At 49.0% G+C, this 23,697-nt stretch carries 17 protein-coding genes; 1 reads left to right on the top strand and 16 read right to left on the bottom strand.

All coding sequences use genetic code 11. The features are described from left to right. Positions 1 to 133 precede the first annotated feature (133 nt). The 11 genes from AY633_RS08765 to AY633_RS08815 form a co-directional block, all read right to left on the bottom strand. Positions 134 to 1,570 (bottom strand): aldehyde dehydrogenase family protein, encoded by a 1,437-nt coding sequence (locus tag AY633_RS08765; protein ID WP_068487981.1) that lies wholly within the window; start codon positions 1,568 to 1,570, stop codon positions 134 to 136. Positions 1,571 to 1,585: 15 nt separating this feature from the next. Beyond that, entirely contained in the window at positions 1,586 to 2,638 is a 1,053-nt protein-coding gene (locus tag AY633_RS08770; RefSeq protein WP_068487982.1) for a homoserine dehydrogenase, read from the bottom strand. A gap of 1 nt (position 2,639) precedes the next feature. Continuing rightward, complete coding sequence (locus tag AY633_RS08775; protein WP_068487983.1) at positions 2,640 to 3,857, bottom strand: M20 metallopeptidase family protein; 1,218 nt, start codon at positions 3,855 to 3,857, stop codon at positions 2,640 to 2,642. An 18-nt stretch (positions 3,858 to 3,875) separates the two neighbouring features. Continuing rightward, positions 3,876 to 5,075, bottom strand: a complete 1,200-nt coding sequence (locus AY633_RS08780; protein WP_068487984.1) for a cystathionine gamma-synthase family protein — start codon at positions 5,073 to 5,075, stop codon at positions 3,876 to 3,878. A 59-nt stretch (positions 5,076 to 5,134) separates the two neighbouring features. Beyond that, a complete protein-coding gene (locus AY633_RS08785) occupies positions 5,135 to 6,331 on the bottom strand; it encodes a M24 family metallopeptidase (protein ID WP_068487985.1) in 1,197 nt (398 codons plus the stop codon). A 514-nt stretch (positions 6,332 to 6,845) separates the two neighbouring features. Then, on the bottom strand, positions 6,846 to 8,546 hold the full coding sequence (locus AY633_RS08790) for a PucR family transcriptional regulator (RefSeq protein ID WP_068487986.1): 1,701 nt from the start codon (positions 8,544 to 8,546) through the stop codon (positions 6,846 to 6,848). Positions 8,547 to 8,632: 86 nt separating this feature from the next. Continuing rightward, entirely contained in the window at positions 8,633 to 9,298 is a 666-nt protein-coding gene (locus tag AY633_RS08795; RefSeq protein WP_068487987.1) for a GNAT family N-acetyltransferase, read from the bottom strand. Between the two features lie 296 nt (positions 9,299 to 9,594). Beyond that, positions 9,595 to 10,827, bottom strand: a complete 1,233-nt coding sequence (locus tag AY633_RS08800; RefSeq protein WP_068487988.1) for a helix-turn-helix domain-containing protein — start codon at positions 10,825 to 10,827, stop codon at positions 9,595 to 9,597. An 88-nt stretch (positions 10,828 to 10,915) separates the two neighbouring features. Continuing rightward, positions 10,916 to 12,178: a S8 family peptidase gene (locus AY633_RS08805; RefSeq protein ID WP_068487989.1), complete on the bottom strand. Its 1,263-nt coding sequence runs from the start codon at positions 12,176 to 12,178 to the stop codon at positions 10,916 to 10,918. A 227-nt stretch (positions 12,179 to 12,405) separates the two neighbouring features. Next, positions 12,406 to 14,031, bottom strand: a complete 1,626-nt coding sequence (locus AY633_RS08810; RefSeq protein WP_260804549.1) for an alpha-glucosidase — start codon at positions 14,029 to 14,031, stop codon at positions 12,406 to 12,408. A gap of 135 nt (positions 14,032 to 14,166) precedes the next feature. Then, the gene (locus AY633_RS08815) at positions 14,167 to 16,185 is read right to left on the bottom strand and encodes a penicillin-binding transpeptidase domain-containing protein (protein ID WP_068487990.1); all 2,019 of its coding nucleotides are present in this window, start codon (positions 16,183 to 16,185) and stop codon (positions 14,167 to 14,169) included. Between the two features lie 276 nt (positions 16,186 to 16,461). On the opposite strand from AY633_RS08815, the gene AY633_RS08820 reads away from it, so the two are divergent. Continuing rightward, positions 16,462 to 17,745, top strand: a complete 1,284-nt coding sequence (locus AY633_RS08820) for a glucose-6-phosphate isomerase (RefSeq protein ID WP_068487991.1) — start codon at positions 16,462 to 16,464, stop codon at positions 17,743 to 17,745. A gap of 68 nt (positions 17,746 to 17,813) precedes the next feature. On the opposite strand, the gene AY633_RS16455 is transcribed toward AY633_RS08820, so the two are convergent. The 5 genes from AY633_RS16455 to AY633_RS08845 all read right to left on the bottom strand — a co-directional run bounded on the left by AY633_RS16455 (position 17,814) and on the right by AY633_RS08845 (position 23,533). Continuing rightward, positions 17,814 to 19,430, bottom strand: coding sequence for a glycoside hydrolase family 13 protein (locus AY633_RS16455; RefSeq protein WP_068487992.1), 1,617 nt, complete (start codon positions 19,428 to 19,430; stop codon positions 17,814 to 17,816). A gap of 12 nt (positions 19,431 to 19,442) precedes the next feature. Continuing rightward, positions 19,443 to 20,462: a LacI family DNA-binding transcriptional regulator gene (locus AY633_RS16460; protein ID WP_068487993.1), complete on the bottom strand. Its 1,020-nt coding sequence runs from the start codon at positions 20,460 to 20,462 to the stop codon at positions 19,443 to 19,445. A gap of 14 nt (positions 20,463 to 20,476) precedes the next feature. After that, on the bottom strand, positions 20,477 to 21,292 hold the full coding sequence (locus tag AY633_RS08835; protein WP_068487994.1) for a carbohydrate ABC transporter permease: 816 nt from the start codon (positions 21,290 to 21,292) through the stop codon (positions 20,477 to 20,479). After that, complete coding sequence (locus tag AY633_RS08840; RefSeq protein WP_068487995.1) at positions 21,292 to 22,152, bottom strand: carbohydrate ABC transporter permease; 861 nt, start codon at positions 22,150 to 22,152, stop codon at positions 21,292 to 21,294. Before AY633_RS08840 ends, AY633_RS08835 begins: the two co-directional genes overlap by 1 nt. Positions 22,153 to 22,228: 76 nt before the next feature. Continuing rightward, the gene (locus AY633_RS08845; RefSeq protein WP_171900946.1) at positions 22,229 to 23,533 is read right to left on the bottom strand and encodes an ABC transporter substrate-binding protein; all 1,305 of its coding nucleotides are present in this window, start codon (positions 23,531 to 23,533) and stop codon (positions 22,229 to 22,231) included. Positions 23,534 to 23,697 lie beyond the last annotated feature (164 nt).

Genomic DNA, 23,697 nt, shown 5'->3' on the forward strand with positions numbered 1-23,697 from the left:
GTTTGTGTATCCGTTTTCACATGGTATGAAAGCATTTCTTCCATTCGTTCCCCCGTCTCTTCTCCATTTTTACATAGTGCGCTATAACATTAAAAAAGCACATAGCTCGCTTGCTATGCGCTTCGTGCTAAAACTATCCCAATTTAAAGCAAATCACTTTCGTATCGGTCATCTCCTGGATGGCGAATTTGACGCCTTCCCTGCCGAGTCCGGATTGTTTGACGCCGCCGAACGGCATGGCATCGATGCGGAAATCGCTGCTATCATTAATCATGACGCCGCCTACTTCGAGTTCTTCGATCGCACGGTGGGCATGGTCCAAGTTTTTCGTGAAAATCCCTGCCTGTAGCCCGTAATCGACAGCATTTGCCTGCTCAATCGCTTTATCCAAACCAGCCACTCGATAAAGCAAGACGACCGGCCCGAAGATTTCTTCTGTTGCGAGCGCACAACCTTCAGGAACATCCGTGAGCACAGTCGGTGAATAAAAAGCACCGTCCCGTTCCCCACCGATTTCAAGCGTCGCGCCTTTTGCGAGGGCTTCCTCGACCAGTGCCTCGACCCGTTTTGCTTCTTTTTCCGTGATCAATGGGCCCATATCGGTTATTTCAGATTGCTTGTCACCGACGATATAACGTTCGGTTCGCTCGATAAATTGGGTTTTAAACGTGTCGTAAACATTTTCTTCGATGTAAACTCGCTGGACGCCGAGGCAATTTTGCCCAGCTGCCCAAAATGCACCCGATACACAAGACGCTGCCGCGTCGTCCAAATCGGCATCTTGCAAGACGATAACAGGCGAATTCGATCCAAGTTCCATGCCCACTTTTTTCAGGCCGGCTTTTTTGGTGATCGCAAGCCCGGTTTCGACGCCTCCGGTAAAGCTGATCATCCGGACCGCGGGATGCTCGACTAGGACATCGCCGATTTCCCCGCCTCTTCCAGTAATGACTGACAGAATTTTTTCCGGCAAGCCTGCGTGCGCAAAAGCTTGTGCCATCAAAAGCGCACTGAGCGGTGTGACAGTTGCCGGTTTAACGATGATGGCATTGCCCGATGCAATCGCCGGGCCGACTTTATGCGCCACTAAGTTCAACGGATCGTTAAACGGCGTGATCGCCCCGATGATGCCGAGCGGAAAGCGCCGGTAATAGCCGACTTTGCCGATTCCACCAGGCGACTGATCAAACGGAATCGTCTCTCCGGTGATGCGTCTCGCCTCTTCTGCGCTCAAGCGCAAGGTCTCCACCGCCCGCCCTACTTCTTTACGCGCTTCACGGATTGTCTTGCTGCTTTCTTTCGCAATGATGCGCGCATATTGTTCGGAATTCGTCACGATATACTCCGCCGCTTTCCCAATAATGTGCATGCGTTCGACGACCGGCATCCGGGCTGACGTTTCAGCGCCTGATTTTGCTGCTTCGATGCATGCTTCCATGTCTTCTTTTGTAGCGGCAGGCACACGGTCGATGAGCGTCCCGTCTTGTGGGTCGGTCACATCGATCCACCGTTCCCCTTCTACCCATTCACCTGCCAAGAACATTTTCCGGCCTTCAATATGTGTCGCCATTCATACTGCCTCCTTTCATGAACGCACCGTTTCTCTCGCCTTTGCGATGGTCAATAAGTCGATCAGCAAAGAAAATCCAGTTTCCGTTTTGCCAGCCCCTGCACCGCAAAGCGTGACGGGCCCAAGCAAGTCGGTCTCGTAAGTGATGGCATTGAGCGCACCTGACACGGAGGCAAGCGGGTCATCCAGCGGCACTTTTTCAGCCGACACTTTCGCCGCAATGACCCCGTGTTCTTTTTTGGCTGTGGCAATCAACTTCCAACGTTTTCCTTCCGCACGCGCTTGTTCGATAAGTTCTGGCGTCATTTGCGAAATGCCGGTGCACTCGACAGCTTCGACCGATAAAGGCATGCCCATGACATGCTGTGTGAGGATGACGATTTTATAGCGCGCATCGTGGCCTTCGACATCACTCGTCGGATCCGCTTCAGCATAGCCAAGCTTTTGTGCTTCCTTGAGCGCAGATTCATAGCTTTCGCCTTCGTCCATTCGCATGAGCATGAAATTGGTCGTGCCGTTCAAGATGCCGCGGATCTCGGTTATGTCATTTCCGGCAAGCGCCAGTTTCGGCATCCGTAGGGCAGGCGTCCCACTCATCACCGTACCTTCAAAGCCCCAGGAGACGTTCTGCTTATTCGCTAAAGCCGATAATTCCTGGTAAGCGAGCGCAACCGGCCCTTTATTGGTCATGACCACATTTTTGCCGCTTTCGAATGCTGCGCGGCAATGGTCGATTGCCGGCTGGCCGGTTTTCACGTCGGTATAGGACACTTCCACTACGGTGTCGGCATTCGATTGTCTGATCGTTTCCAAACTGTCCCATCCAGCAACCAAGCCTTCCGTTTTCGGATAGCCGTCCAAGCTTCCCGTTTTTTGCACCGTCTCGAGCACCGCTTCGATATCAAGCCCTTCCGGATGATACAAAGAGCCTTTCCTGAAGTCCGAGATCGCCACGATTTTCGCTTCAAATCCCTCATCTTTTCTCAAGCTGTGCCGCTTATCATGCAGGATTTCCGCGAGCCCTTGGCCGACTACGCCGAATCCGATAAATGCCAATTTATGTGTCATGCTATTCCTCCCCTTCTCCATGTCTGCCCGTGAAAAAGCCGGTTGCCGCGTTCGCTAAAATGGCAGCGCCGAGCGGCAAACTGCGTTCATCAATATCGAAATTGGGCTTATGCAGATCCCGGTCGATCCCATCGCCTGGCGAACAGCCGAGAAAAAACATCGCCCCGGGCAATTGCTGCGTGACATAACCGAAATCTTCGCCTCCCATGCCAAACGGCTGGTGGGTGAAATTGATAGCGGGATCCGTTTTCCGGATGGCATTTGCGATTTGCCCATTTACGAATTTATCGTTGACCAGTGCTGGCTCCCCGTGTTGATAATGAAACGAATAATCGCCGCCCAATTGCTTCGCGAGGGCAAAAGCATCGTGGATTTCCATTTCGAGCCGGTTGCGCGTGCCGGCTGAATAGCTTCGGACGGTCCCCTCTATTTGAACTTCGTTCGGAATAATATTGCTGGCAGTTCCCGCATGAATTTGCCCGATACTGACGACTGCGGGCTCGAGCGCTGAAATTTTCCGTGGCACAATGCCGTGCAATGCTTGCAAAACAAGTCCGAGCATCCAAGTCGGGTCGCTGCCGAGTTCTGGATAGGCGCCATGCCCGCCGGTTCCTTTAATCATGCCGTGAAAGACATCGACATTCGCCATACTGATGCCGTCATGCATTTGGACTGCGCCAGCTGACAGCCACGGGCACATATGGAGCGCAATCGCCTGCTCCACGCCTTCATACGCACCCGCTTGCAATAAATAGGGCGAGCCGGACATGGCATTTTCATCGATCATTTCCTCCGCCGGCTGGAAAATGAACTTCACCGTTCCGTCCCATCGCTGCGAACGGAACCGTTCCGCAAGAAGCGAAGCGGCGCCAAGCAGGATGGCGGCATGCGCATCGTGCCCGCAAGCATGCATAACCCCAGGCGTTTGTGAACGATAATCGCATGCATTTGCTTCGTTGATTGGCAAAGCATCGATATCCGCACGCAGCGCAATCACCGGTGCCTGCCCTGTCCCGAGCGTCGCGATGACGCTCGTTTCTAGGCCCACTCCCCGGTGGATTGTCAGCCCTTCGATCGTTTCTAGCACGCCCGCGATAAAATCGGCTGTCTTGAATTCCCGGAAGCTCAGTTCCGGGGATCGATGCAGTGTTCGCCGCCATTCGCTGAGCTCTCCGCTCATTTTTTCCGCATTCGTCAGGAATTCATCTTTATGCTCCATGCTTACCCCCGGCTTTCCTTAGACGTTCATCACCGTTTCGACGTGCTGGAACGCTTGCTCGAAATCGTTAATGATGTCCTCGATTTCTTCAATGCCGCAAGATACCCGGATCAAGCCTTCCGGAATGCCCATCGCGGCGCGTTCTTCCGGCGTACATTCCACGTGGCTTGTCGTGCGCGCCGGACCGACTGTCGTCTCGACCGCCCCTAAGTTTGCGGCGCGGTTTGCGTATTGGAGTTTTGGCAACAAGTCGCGTACCGTATCGACGCCGCCTTTTACAGAAAAGCTCAGCATGCCGCCGAAGCCTTTCATTTGGCGCTTGGCGATATCATGATTTGGATGGGTTTCGAGACCTGGATAGAAGACGTCTTCAACGATATCTTTTGTCTGCAAGTACTTGGCGAGTGCCATGGCGTTTTTGCTTTGCTCACGTACACGCAAATGCAAAGTCTTCATGCCGCGAAGCAATAAATAGGCTGCCATCGGATCCATCGTTGCACCGTTGATTTCGCGGTAATGGTAAACCTGTTCGACCAGTTCGTGGGATCCGACCAAAACACCGCCGAGTGCATCTGCATGCCCTCCGAGGAATTTCGTCGCACTGTGCAACACCAAATCGACGCCGTCTTCAAGTGGATTTTGGTTGATTGGCGTGCCGAATGTATTGTCGATGATGACCAGGGCTCCCGCTTCATGCCCTGCTTTTGCCATGCGCGCAATATCTGTGATTTTGACGGTCGGGTTGGTTGGTGTTTCCAAGTAAAGGATCTTGCAGCCTTTTTTGAGTTCCGCTTCAATCGCTTCATGGTCGCCCGTGTCGACGAGCGCGACATCGATTTGCTGACGCGGCAGAAATTCCGTAAAGATTTTGTTGGTGCCGCCGTACGTATCTTTGATCGAGACGATGCGGTCGCCTGGTACAAGGAAGGTTGCGAGCGTATTGCTGATGGCTGCCATGCCTGTCGAGAAACTAGTCGCGGCTTCAGCCCCTTCAAGCAATTTCACTTTGTCTTCGAATGCCTGAACGGTCGGGTTCGTGTTGCGGCCATAGATATGTCCTTTCTTCTTGCCGATCGCAACGTCGTACCAATCCTCCATATCGTCATACGTATATGCGACGCTCAAGACGACCGGTACTTGCGATGCCCCGTGTGCCAAATAGTCTTTTTCTCCGCCCCAGACCGCTTGTGTGGATTGGTGGATTTTGTTGTTTGTCATGAACTCACTCCTCAATTTTGGATGCCTTCTAGGCAAGATGTTTTTTTATTTTCAAGCGTTCAGGCGCCACCTGAATAGCCGATCAAATGGCCTTTAGTGAATAAGCCCCTTGGCATATTCGCCAGCGTTTCACAGCCAGTTTCTGTCACACGGAAGGTTTCACTCACTTCAAAGCCCGAATCATCGAACCACATTGCCGGAATCATATGGAATGCCATGTTCGGTTCGAGTATCGTGCGGTCGCCCTTGCGGATGCTCGCGGTATGTTCGCCCCAATCCGGCGGGTAATTCAAGCCGACGGGATAGCCGATGCGCGCTTCTTTTTCAAATCCGTAGCGGGCGATCGTTTTGGTCCATGTCGCACACACTTCTTCCAAATAGATGCCCGGCTTGATCATCGCAATGCATTCGTTGATGCCTTCTGTCGTCACTTCCGCAAGATGCTGTAGTTCGGCGTCCGGCGTCCCGATAAACACGGTGCGCGCGAGCGGCGAATGATAGCGTTTATAGCAGCCGGCGATCTCCAGTGTTACCGATTCGCCTTGCTTATAGCGTTTATCGGTCCAGGTCAAATGCGGCGCGGCGGTGCGTTCCCCTGTCGGCAACAGCGGCATAATCGCTGGATAATCCCCGCCGTGCTCTTTCGTGCCTTTTACCTGAACTTCGAGAATCCGTGCCGCAACGTCACATTCCCTGACGCCTTCAGCGATCATTTCAATGCCCGCAGCCATCGCTTTTTCGGAAAAACGCGCAGCACGTTTCATATAGGCAATCTCAGTATCCGACTTCACGATCCGAACCCAGTTCACCAGCAAAGATGCATCCTGGAAACGGGCATTCGGCAATCCTTTTTGCAAACGTTCGTAGCATTTTGCCGTAAAATAATAATTTTCCATTTCAACACCGATCGAACGCCGGTCCTGACCGATCTGCGTCAAGATTTCCACGACGAAATCCATCGGGTGATGCGTTTGTGATTGCACATAGATTTCTGGATACGGGATGATGTTGTCGTGATAGAGCCAAGTAGTGATCTTGGCGCCATTGGCATCCATGATCCGCCCGACCCACAATGGCTGGTCTTCGTCTTCAATGACGATAAGCATTTGATGGACGTAAAACGACCAGGCGTCATAGCCGGATAAATAATTCATATTGGCCGGGTCCGTGATGAGCAGCACTTCAATTCCTTTTTCTGCCATTTGCTGCTTTGTTTTTCTGATACGCCCCTGATACTCTGCAGTTCCGAACGACATGGGGAATCCCCTCCTTGTAATCACGAATTAAAAGTCGAAATAATCAATCTTTTATCCTTGTTTCCACTATACTGGCTGTGCGGATTTCAAGGCATCTGTCATAGTGTATGAAAATGCACACTGCCCTTTAGTCAATTTTTCCCCATACAAAAAAGCCTTCTTAAAAAGAAGGCTTTCCAGAGTGTTGAAGAAGTCCACATTTCGCTCTCAATTTAAAAAAGAGAATCTTTTTCTATATCCAACAGTCAATAACCTCTCTAAGTATTTGGAGAAGCGTTCGCTCGTAACCCCTTCTGCTCAATAATGCTGCGCATTACTTTCGCAAAGATAACGTCTCCCGTAGGTCGACCTTATCTTTCCTGTGGATCAGCGAGACGACCGAGGCCCCGCAAGACGCGAAGCGGCTGAGGAGGCTTGGGCGCGAGCCCACGGAGTCGTGCGATAAGCTTCGGAAAATACGACTTTATCACTTTCTCAACAACCTGAAAAGCCTTCTTAAAAAGAAGGCTTTCGTTTAAATATTGTCGTATTCAGCAGCACCCATGCGATAGGTCCGGACACATAATTCCAGTAGAAACAAATCGTCCGGATCAATTAGCGATAAGCCGGTCAATGACTCGATTTTCCGCAAACGGTAAAGCAGGGATTGGCGATGCAGGTTCAACGCGCGTGCCGTTTGACTGACATTTCCCTGGTAATGATTATACGCCGAAAAAGTACCGATCAAGTCCATTTGCCGCTGCTGGTCGTAACCTGCGAGCGGCTGGATGGTCGACTGGATGATGTCTAGCATCCCTTCCGTTTTGGCCAATTGCAGCAATAGCCGGTCTGCCCGGGTGTCACGGTAATCCATCCGGTGCCCGGGCCCTTTTTTCTTACGCCCGATGTCTAATGCTGTTTTGGCATGCCGGAAACTGTCACTAAAGCCATCAAATCCTTCTGCATGATCACCGATACCCCAGGACAAGACAACTTCAGGCAACAAATTTCCGAGCCGCCGTTCGATCAAATCCAGGAAGTTAATTTGGTTTTCCTGCCCGCTTTCAAGCGGCTTTTCTAAGAAAATGATCAAATACCCGTCGGCATAACCGGTGATCACCGCACGTTTCATGGCATGCGCTGCGTAATGGACTTCTTCTTCGATATAAGCAACCATGCTTTTCGACCACTCTGTAAACGAGCTGTACCCATTTTTCTTGCGTTCGAACAATTCCCGGAAATTCTCTGGGCTGCCTGCCAGGCTAATATAGGAAAGCTCCAGATCATAGCCGAGCGCACGTGCACGAGAAGCCGCCTGCTCTTTGCTCGCAAATTCCCCATTGGCAAGCTCTCGGACAAAATCCATACGCAACGCCGCTTTGGTTTCTTCGACTGCATTTTGCCTAGAGCGCCATAAGGAAATCGTCGTTGCGGCATGCTCGAGCACATGCACCGAAAAGACATCAAGCCGCCCATCGGCAGTCTCCGGCAGTTCAACGAATAGATAACCCTGGGCTTCCTCCGATACTTGCAGCACCGGGACTTGGATAATTTTCTGGCCGCCCAGCTCACCACTGCGGAATTTTTGAATCATCGGATCGCGGTTTTCTTTCGGGGCTGCTCGATGAATCGGAAAAACCCCTTTCCCGACCTGCTGATCCCACTCTTCCAACTTAGCACGTGAAAAACCGGCGGCAGCTTGCATCGTCCCGTGGGCATCCGTGATGAGTAACGCACTGTCGAGCTCACGGCGAATATAGGCAGCGATTTTTTCCAATTCCGCATCTGCTAAGATCAGTTTCAACAAATCCTGCTGAACTTGCTCAGAGCGTTGCCGCTCTTGCCTGTGCAGGTCGTTCAAATCAATCATCACTTCTTCAATAACCGTGGAAAAGCGCAGCTCCCATGGCAGTTCAACGAGCAGGAATTCATTTTCTTCCGCCAATTGCGCAATTTCTTTTGGAATTTCATAAACATGCCGTCCCATCGCAATCATCAATGCAGCAGCACCGGAATCGATAATGTCCTGGACAAATCCCTGGAAAATCTCCAAATCATTATTGCATCCCATCGCCGTCGTCAATACCAGTTCATTACGGCGCACGAAGTTCTCTACCGGCATTTCCATGACAGATACCCAGTGTACAGGCTGCGCATTTGCTCGCTCTTTGGCGGTCCGGACGACTGCCCCCTCCAGCAATTCATAATCCAAAACATCTTGCACGGTCAATTGCATATAATCCCCTCCGCGCCTAGTTGGTTTCTGCCAGTATAGCAAAAACAAGCGCTTCAAAAAAGGCAGTGTCAGAATACTCTAACTAATTAGCGGATGAAAGGATTATTCCAATCCATTAATAAAGCGTAATCAAGTGATTCTTCATCAGCTAAATATCCAGGTATTATGCTAACGGGCATGCGGCCACAGCTCAGCAAGAAACTGATGACCGGATCCCTTAGTTCACCCGCCACTACTTGGTCCACGTATTGTTCCGCTGTCAGCTGTTCTGCATATCGATGATACCCTGGCATGCGTCCCCCGCCAATGAGCCGCTCAATCCCGTCTGCAACAACGCGTTCGTACATCGCTTCCATCAATAGTTTACCTAATTTCAATTGGCGGAATTTCGGTTTGATGCCGATATCGACAACGTAGAGTGATGTGCCTTGCGGATCATGTGTGTTGATGGATCCCGAACCCGTCAGTTGCTCCCACGTATGTGCGGGATGCTCGGGATCGATCGTTGTCAGCATCGCTGTCATGGATCCCGCAATCTCGCCACCGATTTCAACACAAATCGCACCCTCAGGGTAAAGTGTGATGTGACTTTGGAGTTGCTGCTCATTCCATAGTAGGTCCGGTGGAAACGGCGGTGGGAAACTTTCGCGCTGCACGTCGATCAAGCCCGGAAAATCTTTTTCCGTATAGGTCCGGATGGTTGCCATCACCGGGCGTCCATCCTTGAAGACATATTGCTGTTTTTTGTACATTGCCACCCCACCTTTCTTTTTGTTTAGTTTACCCGAAGTTGCTGCTTCTTCCCACAATCCTGTTAGAGACAAGAAAGGAAAATGACATAGCTCATGTATAGTCCATTAGGCAAAAGAAAGACCCGCCATGCCGGCAGGTCTTTGTACTTCTTATAAAGGAGGCAATACTTGCGGACCATTGATTGTCACTGATCCACCCGCTGATTCAGCGATTGAACCTGATTGCGGAAAGCCTGCGGATACTGCAAGAACTAGGGCCAATGCTAAACCGGCTATTACTTTCTTTTTGTGCACGTCTACTCACCACCATTTTCTAAAAACTGAGTTTGATAATAATGCGCTTTTTCCCACTTCCCTTGTTGCTTGTAATAAGCAGCAAGATCTTGGGACAACTGTCTTGTGTCTTTAATGTAACCATATTTTTTGAAAAATGGAAACATTTTATCTTCTTTATAGTTCAAAAGGTCTTGTTGGGAAAATTTCTGTTTTTCAAAATAATTGCTGTAAATATTGAAGTATTCCTTATCTTTTGAAGTGCCTGCCATGCGCAATTGTGCAATCAGCTCGGCAGTAGCCTCTTGCTCCATTGTCTTTATCTCTAATAAATTTACTATGACTGCTTTATGCAGGTAACTGCCTGGCTCAAGCCCCTTTTTCAGCTCTTCAAACAATTCTATTGCTTGTTCGTCTTGTTTTTCACTTTGCAATAGCTCTGCATAATTGTAAAGCACCGTCTGGTAAAGCTCTTTTTGTTGTGTTAATTTAGCGTTTCGTTTAATTACTTCGTACAGATTACCAGCTTGCGTTACTAAATTTCGTCTCGTGTAATTGATTGCTAACAATAGCTGGGCATGCAATAAGCGTATGTAGTTATGATCCTTTTCATACGCACGCACCGCTAGCTCGGCATAGTATGCTGATAAGGCTAAGCGGTCAAATAACAGAAGAATACGGGATTTTTGATAATAAAATTCTCCTTCAAGTTTCTGTGGGATGCTATGAAAACCATGGTCCAGCTCATCCATGAGTGCCATTGCCTCTTTATAATCGCCAAGGGAACTGAATTGAATAGCCTGGAAAAACTGTCTCATCCACAATTCAGGAGCTGTAAAAGAGGCTTTTAACTTATCGAGCAATTTTTGTTGCTCGTTGGCTTTTTCATATTGCTTCGCATGTAAATAATAGCGAAATTTATACAACTCATATTGATTGATGAGTGCGGTTGATTGCACGTAATTGTCTACTTCAACTAACTCCTGATACAGTTCTTCCATTCGGTCGAGATCGTAGTATAGAGAACAATCAATAAATCGCCCCAATTGCTGTTCAAGCCGCTTCTGATGCTCCAGTTCTTTCTTCAACTGCACGCCCATTTTTAACAGCAATGCTTCGTAAGTCTCTTCGTGGGGCGTGTAGGTATTGGATTCGATTTTGCTCAGATGCGAGACGGAACAAATGCCATCAGCGAGCTGTGACTGTGTGAGGTTGTGCTTGAGCCGATAATATTTGATCACAGAACCGATGTTCATATACTCACCTTTCTTTGTCAGAATATATAAATATTAACACAAAAAAACAAGCCTGGCTGTAATAGCCGGGCTTGTTTGGAACTCATGCTTATGGCAAGCGATAGAATCCGAATCCAGAAGCGGAATCGTCTCCAGATCCCGCATAATAACCGGATAGGATGTCGTTATTCGCTGCACGGTTTTGAAGATCGCTGCGGATTTGTGTATGCGTTGCAGTTGGGTTTGCTGCCCAGATTTTCGCTGCAAGTCCTGCTGCGTGAGGAGATGCCATCGATGTTCCACTGATTGTCGCATAGCCTCCATCGTACCAAGCTGAGTAAATACTTGCGCCTGGCGCTGATACTTCTACATCGTATTTGCCGATCGAATAGTCACCCGCGTATTGGCTATAGCCGCGTGAGGAGAAATCCGCTACACGGTACGTGCCGTTTTGCTGTACATTTTCAAGAGCTGCTACCGCTACGGCATTTTGCAAAGCACCTGGGAAGCCGATCGACCCTTGGTACGGGCCTTCGTTGCCTGCTGCTGCAATGACAAGAACGCCTTTACCGTATGCGTAGTTGACCGCATTCGTGATCAAGCTGCTTTCTGCTGAAGAGCCAAGAGACATGTTGATGACGGTTTTTTGCTTCAGTGCTGAAGCCTGGTCCGCTACGTGACGGATAGCTGTTGCGATATCATCGGCAGACCCTGTTCCATTGTCGCCTAGCACTTTATAAGCCCATAGATCAGCTTGCGGTGCTATGCCATACAACCCGCCATTGCCGTTTGCAAGTGCCGATCCAGCTACGTGCGTTCCATGTCCTTGACGGTCTGTACAAGAACCATTGACGATGCTTGTTCCGATAGTAAAGTCTTTACATTGCTCGACATTCGCCGCAAGATCTGCATGGCTTGTGTTGACGCCCGTGTCTAGTACCGCAATGTTGACGCCTGAACCACCTGTTGTTTTCGTAATGGAACTATTGTTATACATCGCTTTGATGCCCCATGGAGTCGACTGGGCTGCAGCCATCGCTTGATAGCGTGCCTGCGGTTCAAGCGTTGTCGTTTCTACTGTAAATTCCGGTACTTTTTCAATACTTATATTTTTATTTTTCTTCAATGCTTCATATTGTTTCTCAGTCATATCCGTCGTGAAGCCTTCGCTATTGAAATCCCACTGCACGCCGTATTGGTCTTTTGCCTTTTTCAAGTCACTTTTTCCTGGCATATCGACGAGCACACGGATCGTCTCGTTGGCGTTCGCTTTTTGTGCGTCTGGAGCTTCATTTGCTGAAACCCCCATTGCCGGTACGAGCATAGTCGCTGCCAACATAGCTGTGGTAATGAATTTTGCTGATTTTTTCATCTTTCGAATCCCCTTTTCCGAATAGATTTGCATGGCTCTTTGCAGCAAGCGGCGTCCCGCCTGTTTATCCTGCGGCTTGGCCATGCTTTAAATCTAGCAGACAATCAGCCGTTGCGTAATTGGGAAAATCCGTCTCTCAAAAAGCCGATGTCTTCATAATAAACCTTTGTACCTGCAACGATATGCCCTGAAATGAGAAAATGAAAAAAAGCCGCTCTAGGCGACTTCTACGTTAATAGGTATACCCTTGCTTCGTAGGGTTGCAATTTGCCGTCTATATGATGAGCGTAATTCGACAACAGCAATTGCCCTTCTGCAGGACTCCGCCACGAGCAGGTATCATCGTCGAGGTGCGAGATAATCAAATAGCGTTCTTGCCCATATTCTCGCGTATAAGCATACACATATGGACATTCCAAAAAAGTTAAATGTGTGCTGCCATAAATCAAGGCTTCATGCTGCTTTCTTAACTGCACCATCTTTTTGTAAAAAGACAGCACCGATTGCGGATCTCGCTGCTGCGCTGTTACGTTCAGCCAATTGAAATTCGGATTTAATGGACTCCATGGTTCGCCCCCTGTGAAACCAGCATTTGCACCAAAATTCCATTGCATCGGGGTTCTTGCATGGTCCCGGCTGATTTTCCTGAGGGTGTTCATCAAATCCCTGTGAGGCACACCTTTTTGGCGGTTGTAGCGATACATGTTTTTCGTCTCGATGTCCCGGTATAAATCGATGTCGTCAAATGGCGCATTGGTCATGCCGATTTCCTGCCCCTGGTAAATGAACGGCGTGCCTTGCATGAAGAAATACATACAAGCAAGGGCCGTAGCGCTTTCTCGCCACAGCTCTCGGTCGTTGCCCCAAGTCGAAACGGTTCGGGGGCGGTCGTGATTTTCCAGATACAAAGCATTCCATGCAATGCCTTGCGCGCTGCGTTGCCAGCGGTCCAGCACAATTCTCAAATCATCGACATCGACGCCTCCCACGCTTTCTTCACTCCAGGCTTCCTCATGTGCTTCCAAATGGAAAATCATATTGAATTTCCCTTCTTCTTCACTGATCCACTCCCCGATTTCGTGCGCCCTGATACTATTGGCCTCGCCGACTGTCACCATATCATAGCGGCCAAACGTTTCGCGGCGCAACTCTTCTAACAGCTCTTGGATTCCTTGAACATTGGTCATCTTCTCCCAAGCCGGTACATAATTCAGCCCTTCCGGATTCGGCATATCCGTGTAATCTTTTTTCAAATGATTGATGGCGTCTACACGGAAGCCGTCAATTCCCTTTTCGAGCCACCAAAGAATCATGTCGTATATCGCACGGCGCAACTCTGCATTTTCCCAGTTCAAGTCGACTTGGCTTTTCGAGAACAAGTGAAAATAGTATTGGCTCGTTTTCGGGTCATACGTCCAGGCCGGCCCTCCGAATATGCTTTCCCAATTTGTCGGTTTATCGCGCCAGACATACCAATCGCGTTTCGGGTTGTCGCGAGATGATTTCGATTCGAGAAACCACGGATGCTGGTCGCTTGTATGATTCAAGACGAGATCCATCATGATTTTCATGCCGCGGGAGTGGATATCTTCTAGCAAGCGGTCGAAATCTTCCATCGTTCCCATCTCATCCATAATCGCCTGATAATCACTGACGTCATAACCGTTATCAATATTCGGCGATTTGTAGACGGGGCACAACCAGATCATATCCACACCGAGTTCTTGCAGGTAATCGAGTTTGGCCCGGACGCCGTTCAAATCACCGAACCCGTCGCCGTCTGTGTCAAAAAAGCTGCGCGGGTAAATCTGATAAACTACCGATTCCTTCCACCATGTCTTTTTCAAGCTCATCCCCCTCTTTCTGCTGTTGCGGTATTGCAGCACCTCATCCATTAGCTGCGCTTTTTAGTAAATATACGCCTTTTTTCCTAAAACCCCTCTTTTTCCGCATCACAAAAGCCGCCCGCTAAGTGCGGACGACTTCGGTTAATTATTTAAATAATACTGTTCCATGGCGTTGGCGGAAAAACCTGCAACGTAATCACTGCCGCCATTGTCTTCAATGGATTCAATCATCATTGCCAAAATGAAGTCCTGCTGCTCTGCGTGATAGGAAACGAAAAATCCGTTTTCCTGCCCTTCTTCGCCGAGAGCGCCTTTCAATTCAGCGGTGCCGGTTTTGCCGGCGATCGGAACTGCGGCAATGTCCGCTGATTTGGCATAGCCGTCCGTGACGACATTGCGGAGATCTTCTTGAAGCACAGCCGCATTGCCTTCACTGATCAAGCCTTCTTTCCAAACCTGCCCCGCTTCTTCACTGGCATAAAGCGTCGGCTCATAGATCGTGCCGCCGTTCAAGAATGGTTCGTAGGCAGAAGCAAGATGCAGGATGTTGGCGAGCATCTCCCCTTGGCCAAAGGATGTATCGGCCAATTGCCCTTCAGACCCAAGAGTTCCGTCATTAGAAATCTGAGAACTTTCCAGCTCGATGGCAAATGGCAACTCCTCTCCGAAGCCGTACGAAGTCAAGCCGTCAATGAAGGTCTCAGTCCCCATCTCAAGTGCTTGTCTTGCGAAATAGATATTATCCGAGTAGACAAGCGCTTTGTTCAAATCGATCGGATTTGGCGCTTCTGGATGCAAGCGGGAGACACGGTACGAGCCCCATGAGCTGTCTTTTTGCCACGTCTGGCCATCAATTTCAAGCCCTTGCTGCGGATCAAGTGTTCCTGCTTCCATGCCGATCGCCGCTGTCACCGGCTTGATCGTTGACCCTGGCGCATAGCTTGCGGCAAAACGCGTGAACAATGGATTTAATGGGTCGTCCGATAGTTCGGCGTACCGTTCGCCGCTGATGCCGGCGATAAATTCATTCGGATCGAATCCTGGTGAGCTGATGAGCGCCAAGGTCTCGCCTGTTTCAGGTGACACTGCGGCCGCAGCACCAGGTTCTCCTTGCATCGAATCATAGGCAGCCGTCTGCAATTCAGCATCAATCGTCAGCTCTATATCTTCTCCAGCGGTCGGCTCCTGATCAGCGAGGACGATATCTTCCGCCCCTTCCGCCTGTTTTTCAATCAAGATGCGTGCACCGCTCTCACCGCGCAGCTGTTCTTCGAGCCGACGTTCGAGCCCTTGTCGGCCGATCAAGTCATTGGCCCCGTAGCCTTGGCCTTTCAATTCTTCCAATTGCTCCGCTGTAATGGAGCCGATATAGCCGGTCAAATGGCCGAACGCTTCCCCGTACGGGTATTCGCGCATCGCTGTTTCTTGGTAAGTCGCAACATCGCTCGCTTCGACATCAGCGATCAATTGTTCAGCCGATTTCGATGCTTTCGTCAGCGGCACGAATTGGTCCGGCTGCACCCAGCTTTGGTTCAAACTTTCTTCAATCGACTCCACCGTCAGCCCAAGCAGTTCAGCAGCTTCCTCTAAGTCGCCGTCCCCTTCTAGCCGTTCCGGTACCACCCCAAGGTTATAGCCTGTGCCGTTGATCGCGAGGCCGCGTCCTTCGCGGTCTAAAATTTCGCCGCGTTCAGCGGCTTCTGTTTGCACCGCTACTTCATCGTCCGCTTCCAGGTCTTTAAAGATTAGCGACGGATCCCATTCGACAAACCAATTCTCCCCGTTTTCTTGCTCTTCGTACATCAACGATACGGTTTGCTCGAACTCAATCGGCCCTGCCAGTGTCTCCATCTTTACGGCAAGCGGAAATTCGGCCGGTTCTGCTTCGTCCCATTCCGCGTCTTCTTCAGCCGTGTAGCTAACTTCTAAGTTTTCAATGCCCAAGTCCTCAATTAATTGTTGCTGCCGCTCATCAAATGCTTCTGATGGGAAGGTTTCTTTTGATACTTCAGTTAAATAGTTTTCGTACATCGCCGTGAAGTCTTGCTCATTCCAATGGCTGACGTATTCATCTAACCGGTCTTGTGGCGTCGGCTGCGGTTGGCATGCTGACAGGATAAGTGCACTTGCCCCTGCTGCCATTGCTATGTATCGTTTCATTTTCCTGACCTCCTGTGGCTTTCTGGCTTACATGTTCACCCGATGCCTGATTTCACTTATTGAACAAAATATTAACATGCTTTCTTCAAAAAAATAGCCGGTTAGGCGGAACTCACTGGACCATTACCCGGGTTAATTGAAGTTTCTTTTTATTTTACCAATAAGTGGCACCGAAGCAAACCCAATTCACTTGCGTTTAAAGCTTTGCAGTTTTTCTTTCTATATCTGCTATCATTTCCTTCACTATGGTAAAATCAGTAATTATAGAAGAGGAGGATGCTTATGATTAATTTAACATATTCTGAAGCCATCGAGTCCGCAGTGGATCTCAAAATGAAAACACGTTTGCAGCAAATCCAGGAGGATCTGTATGCGAAAAAAGGAGCCGGCTCTGATTTTCTCGGCTGGCTGGACTGTCCGTCTTCTTTGCCGGAAGATTTCCTGGTAAAAATCGAAGATACCGCTAAAGCCATCCGTGAAAAAGCGGACGTCATGGTTGTCATCGGTATCGGTGGTTCTTACCTGGGGGCAAAAGCTGTCCTTTCTGCGCTGTCACCTTATTTCCCGAAAGACGAACAATTGGAAGTCTTGTTTGCGGGACATCAAGTAAGCGGTGAATACTTAAAGCAATTGCTTGCCCATTTAGAGGGCAAAGACGTCGTCGTCAATGTCATCTCGAAATCGGGCAAAACGACAGAGCCGGCCATCGCGTTCCGTTTCCTGCGCGATTATATGGAACAGCGCTACGGCGACGGCGCTGCTGAACGCATCATTGTGACAACCGATGCAGAACAAGGGGCACTTCGTCAATTGGCCGAAACAAAAGGCTATGAACGCTTTATCGTGCCGGATGACGTTGGCGGACGCTATTCCGTCTTCACAGCAGTCGGGCTGTTGCCGATTGCTGCTGCTGGCCATTCGATCCGCAAGCTGTTAGATGGCGCCCAAGAAGCGGAAACGCTTTACCGGGAGGCAGGCCCTGATAGCAATCCTGCAATGCAATACGCGGCGATCCGCCATCATCTGTATGTGCAAGGCTATACGACAGAAGTCAATGCCATTTTCGAACCGAAGCTGTCGTTCGTTCAAGAATGGTGGAAGCAATTATTCGGCGAAAGCGAAGGGAAAGAAGGAAAAGGCATCTTCCCGGCATCTGTTGTCTTTACGACTGATTTGCACTCGCTCGGCCAGTTTATCCAGGACGGACAGCGTAATCTGTTCGAAACCTTCTTGCTCGTGAAAGAAGCACAGCAAGATTTGGAGATTTTCGAGACACCTGAAGACGGCGACGAATTGAATTACATTGCTGGCTTGTCCTTGCAGGAATTCAACCACATCGCCCATAAAGGCACATCAAACGCACATTTATCAGGCGGCGTTCCGCAAATGAGCTTAACGGTGGACCGTATCGACGAATCCGAGATCGGCCATTTGTTATACTTCTACATGTTGAGCTGCGCTTACAGTGCATATCTTTTGGGCATCAACCCATTCGACCAGCCAGGTGTTGAAGAATACAAGAACAATATCTTCAAACTGTTGAAAAAACCAGGATTCTAAAAAAAAAAACGCTTTTCCCGAACAGCCTATTGGCCAATCGGGAAAAGCGTTTTTCTATTACTGCAACATTAAGCGAGCTTGTACACTCTTGCCTCATACGGTTTTAGTTGATGCGCATCACGGTCTTGATAGTTCGCGAGCAGGAGTTCCGCGCCTTCCGGTTCCTGCCAAGCACACGTAGTGCTTCCCAGGTTTGAAAGGACGAGGACTTGTTCGTTTCCATGTGTGCGGGTATAAGCGTAAACGTCCTCACAGTCGGTTTCAGCCAAATCGTAGCTGCCATACACCAAGACCTCCATGTTCTTGCGCAATGAAATCATCTGTTTATAAAACGAGAAAACGGAGCTTGGATCCTGTTGTTGGCTCTCGACATTCAGCCATTCGAAATTCGGGTTCATCTGCAGCCACGGCTTACCTGTTGTGAATCCGGCATTTTCCTCTGCGTTCCATTGCATCGGCGTGCGGGAATGGTCGCGGCTGGTCGATTTCAATAAAGTCATGATGGCATCGTGTTCCATGCCTTCCGCCAAATTATAGAAATACAAATTATGCGTATGGACATCGTCATAATGATGGATTTCCTCGAACGGCGCATTGGTCATGCCGATTTCCTGGCCTTGGTAAATGAACGGCGTCCCTTGCATGAAGAAATACATACAAGCGAGCGCGGTTGCACTTTCGCGCCAATATTCGCCGTCGTTGCCCCACGTAGAGACAACGCGCGGCTTGTCGTGGTTTTCGATAAACAACGCATTCCAGCCGACGCCATCGACTGCTTTTTGCCAGCGCGTCAAGACGGTTTTCAAGTCGTTGACGTTGATACCTTGTTTGACATCGTTATCCCAAAGCGTCAAATCTTCAAATTGGAAGACCATGTCGAATTTGCCTTCTTCTTCGCTGATCCATTCGTCAATATCTTCTGCATAGACACCGTTCGCTTCACCGACTGTCATAATGTCGTATTTTGCGAAGGTCTCATCGCGCAATTCCGCAAGCAGCGGCTGGATGCCATCGACATTCATCATTTTCTCCCATGCCGGCACCCACGGTTTGCCTTCTTCGATCGGCAAATCGCTGAAATCTTTCTTAATGTGGCTAATGGCGTCGACGCGGAATCCATCGATGCCTTTATCGAGCCACCAATTAACCATTTTGTAGAGCTCTTCACGTACTTCTTTGTTTTCCCAGTTCAAGTCCGGCTGTTTTTTCGAGAAGATGTGCAAATAATATTGCCCAGTCTGCTCATCCAATTCCCATGCCGGCCCGCCGAAAATACTTTCCCAATTGGTTGGGCGATCGCGCCAGATATACCAGTCGCGTTTTGGATTATCGAGTGATGAACGTGATTCCAAAAACCACGGATGCTCATCACTCGTATGATTGATGACAAGATCGATGATCAATTTCATCCCGCGTGCATGTACTTCCTCCAGCAAGCGATCGAAGTCTTCCATCGTTCCAAGTTCGTCCATGATCTCCTGATAATCGCTGATGTCATAACCATTATCGTCATTTGGTGATTTGTACATCGGGCAAATCCAGATGACATCGATGCCAAGTTCTTTTAAATAATCCAGTTTTTCCGTGACGCCATTGATATCTCCGATGCCGTCTCCATTCGAGTCGTTGAAGCTGCGCGGATAGACTTGGTACGCCACGGCCTCTTTCCACCATGTTTTCTTCATAATCGTGTCCTTTCAAAGACTCTGACAAGAAGCCCTTTCGATCAAAGTCGCTGGAACGACGATGTTCCGCGGGGCTGCATTGCCATCGTTTATTTTTTCCAGCACTAAATTCGCAGCTTCCAAACCAAGGTCAAAAATCGAAATATCCACCGTGCTGAGTGGCGGCTTTAAGTGGCTCGACAAGGTATGATTATTGAACCCAACAATCGATACATCTGCCGGTACAGCGATGTTCAAATCCTCTAAATAACTAATCACTTCATAGGCGACCAAATCGTCATGTGTGACGATAGCAGTCGGCGGCTTTTTCTGTTTCATCAGCTTGCAGATGGCTTGTTGTTCTTGGCCTTCCATCGCTTCTTGCGTGACCACATATTCCGGTGTGAACGGAATTTCGGCTTCCGCCAAGGCTTGCCGATAACCACACAAGCGGTCCGAAGACACGATGAAATCAGAAGCCCCCCCGACGAACGAAATATCCCGGTGGCCCAGTGATATCAAATGATCTACCACTTCCTTCGCAATGGCGACATTGTCATTATCTACATAAGAAATGGCATCCGGACGTGTATAAGGCCGTCCAACGACGGAAAACGGCACGCCATTCGCTAGTAGGTAGTCCAAGATTTTATCATCAATTTTAGAATACAGCAAGATAACACCATCGACGCGCTTGCCTTGTGTCATCGCCACGACTTCTTCGTAGATTTCCTGTTCTGTCGCGCTGGTCGATAAATACAAACCGTACTGGCTCTGATGGGCACTGACCGAAATGCCGCGCAAGACTTCCGGGAAAAACGGGTTTTGAAAAGCGAGCGTTGTGGAATTCTCCATGACGACGCCAATCGCCTTGCTTTTTTGCGCCACCAAATTGCGTGCCTGAAAGTTTGGATAATAGCCGAGCTCGTCCATCGCCAGCCTTACTTTGCGTTTTGTTTTCGGAGTGATCTTCGGATGATCCGCAATAACCCGGGAGACCGTCGCCGGCGAAACTTCCGCCAGTCTCGCAACATCTTTAATTGTAATCGCCATAGCGTTTGCCTCCCTTATTTGATAGCGCCATCCGAGACACCTTTGATAATCGAGCGTTGTGCAAAGAAATAAAAGATAATGACTGGAATGATGGCAAGCGTCAGGCCGGCCAATGCCAAATGCCATTGCTTCGTATATTCCCCGAAGAAGAAGAACATCTTCAAGGGAATGGTCTCACTGCCGGTCGTATTGATAACTAGCGATGGCAACAGGTAATCATTCCAGATCCAGATGATATTCAATATCGCGACCGTGACCGTGATCGGCTTGAGAATCGGGAAGATGATATGCCAGAACACTTGCCAACGGTTGGCCCCGTCTATTTTTGCCGCTTCATCAAGCGATTTTGGAACATTGTTTAAAGCCCCATGATACAGGAAAATCGACAAGCTCGCCCCAAAGCCAATATACATGAAAATCAGCCCGCCACGGTTCAGCATATCGAATTGGCCGAACACTGTGACAAGTGGAATCATCACCGATTGAAACGGGATGAGCATCGCCGAGACGAACAGGAAGAACAAGAAAGTGGACATCTTGCTTTTCGCCCGTGATAACGCGTAAGCTGCCATCGCCGAAAACAAGACGATCAACACGACGCTGACGACCGTGATCAATAAAGAATTGAACAAGGTTCTAAGAAAATCGAGTTCCTGGAAAGCCGTAATGTAATTATCGAAGCTCCATGCTTCCGGAGGGCTTGTCGTATCGAGAAAGATTTCTTTTTTCGATTTAAAGGAATTGACGAACATTAAGTAAAACGGCAATAACCAAAGGATCGCCAGCAAAATGCCAAGCACTTCGACTTTTATATTCCAGCGGTTGCGCATTACATTTCGACCTCCCGGCGTTTATTGATATACACTTGAACAAGTGCGATGACCGCAACAATCAAGAAGAAAATGATCGCTTTTGCCTGCGCATAGGCGAAGGCATTTTGTACGAACGCAGTCTTGAAAATTTCCATTGCGACCATTTCCGTCGAGTTGTATGGCCCACCTGCTGTCAGCGACAAGTTCTGGTCGTACAGCTTGAAAGTATTCGACAAGGTCAAAAACATGCTGACGGTGAACGCCGGTGCGACGAGCGGGAAGATGATGTAACGGAAGCGCTGGATCGTCGAGGCGCCGTCAATTTCCGCCGCTTCGATCAATTCGTTCGGCAAGCCTTCCAAATAAGCAATATAGATGACCATGATGTAACCGGCCATTTGCCAGCTCATCAAAATGACCAAGCCCCAAAATCCGGTTTCCGTTGTTGACAACCACGCTTGCAAGCTTTCCATGCCAACCGCTTCGCCGACACTCGCAAACACTTTCAGGAAAATGAACTGCCAGATAAACCCGAGGATCAATCCGCCGATCAAGTTCGGCATGAAAAAAGTCGTGCGCAGCAAACTGCTCGTCTTGATCTTCGACGTGACGATTAACGCGAGCGACAGCCCGATGAAGTTGATCAAAATAACCGACACGACCGAAAATTTCGTTGTAAACCAAAGCGAATCCAAGAAGCGCTCATCTGTAAACAAGTTTATGTAGTTCTGAAATCCGACAAATTCGCCGGTTTGAATGCCATTCCATGCCGTGAATGAATAGAAAAGCCCGAGCACCATGGGCACCACTACGACCAAGCCAAGTGCCAACAGCACCGGCGCTAAAAACAACCAATAGGAAAGTTCCCGTGTACGCATATTTTCGCCTCTCTTTCTATTTTAGCCTTGAAACAAAACAAAGCAGCACATTGGCTGCTCTGGTTTGATAGACAAGTTACTCGCCGCGGTCTGCTTCCCATGCGGATTTTGCTGAATCGACCACTTCGTCCCAGCTCGCTTCATCGCTCAAGTATTTCTGGATGTTGGCACCCAGTTCATCTTGGCCCCATCCAGTCGGATAGCCCATAAAGACCCAACCGATTGTGTCGCCTGCTTCTGAAGCATCGTAAATTGTCTTGGACATCGGATCGGTAATTTTAGATGTGTCATATCCTTCGTATGCAGGAATGAATTTAAAATCTTCCAAAACGGCTGTTTTCCCAGCATCGGAAGTGTAGAGCCAATCAAGGAAATCTTTTGATGCTGTCACCACTTCTTCATCTTGGTTCGAGTTGACGCCCCAATACATCGGTACACCGACTGGCAATCCACTTTCTTCCAAACCTTCTACTGGAATCGGCATCATGCCAACGCCGGAGTCTGCCAATTCCTGATCAATGCCGGCAATCGAGCCGTAAGCCCAGTTTCCTTGCTGGATGATCGCCACGCGCTCAAGTGAGAACAACTCTTCTACTTGTTGTGAATAGTCGAGGCTGACTGTTGGCTGTTTGGAATACTCATTTTGCAGATCAAGAATTTTCTTGAAGCCTTCGCCATACTCAAAGTCGACCGAGTCCGCATCGTATGCAGTTAAGACATTATTATCGAATTCAGGCGCGAGGAATGTGTTCGACAAGTGAAGCCCTGTGACCCACGTTTCTTTACCTGGCAAGGCGAAGACCGATTCAAGACCAAGTTCGTCTTTTTTCGAATCGAGCGTTTTCACCGCTTCTTCTAAACTTGCGTAATCAGTGATGGAGGCGGCATCGATTCCCGCTTCCTCGAACAGGCGAGTATTATAGATAAATCCGTAGCCCTCCTGGTTATATGGCAATCCGAGCACTTCCGACTCAACTGTTACCCCATCAAGCGTTCCTTCAAGAGCTGCATCTGCTGCTCCTGTATCAGACAGGTCTGTCAAATTGTCTTTCCAATCTGCTACATCTTGAGGACCGCCAATGTTGAAGATGGCTGGTTCATTGCCTGAAGCAAAACGGGAACGAAGTGCAGCGCCGTAATCTTCGCCGCCACCGACTGTCGTGATCTCGATATTGACATCAGGATTTTCTTCCTCGTATTGAGCGACGACATCTTCAAACTGGTCTTTAAACTCCACTTTAAATTGGAAGATATCGACTGTTACTTGCTCACCGCCACTTTCTGCCGTTGACCCGTCATCCCCTGAACTACACGCTGCAAGTGCCCCCGCTGACAATAAAACAGATGCCATTAACCCTTTGCTGAACTTTAAATCCTTCACTTGAACTCCCCCTTTGAGTTGTTGTGCAAACGATTGCACAATATAGCGAAAAAAATTGGAAACTCTTTCGTAAGCGTTTCCAATAATTAATTAAATACAGATTATCACAATGAAAACGTTTGCACAATCTATTTTTTAAATTTTTCAATTGTTTTTTCAAAAAG

The sequence above is a fragment of the Planococcus maritimus genome, from assembly GCF_001592825.1.
GTDB lineage: Bacteria > Bacillota > Bacilli > Bacillales_A > Planococcaceae > Planococcus > Planococcus maritimus_C.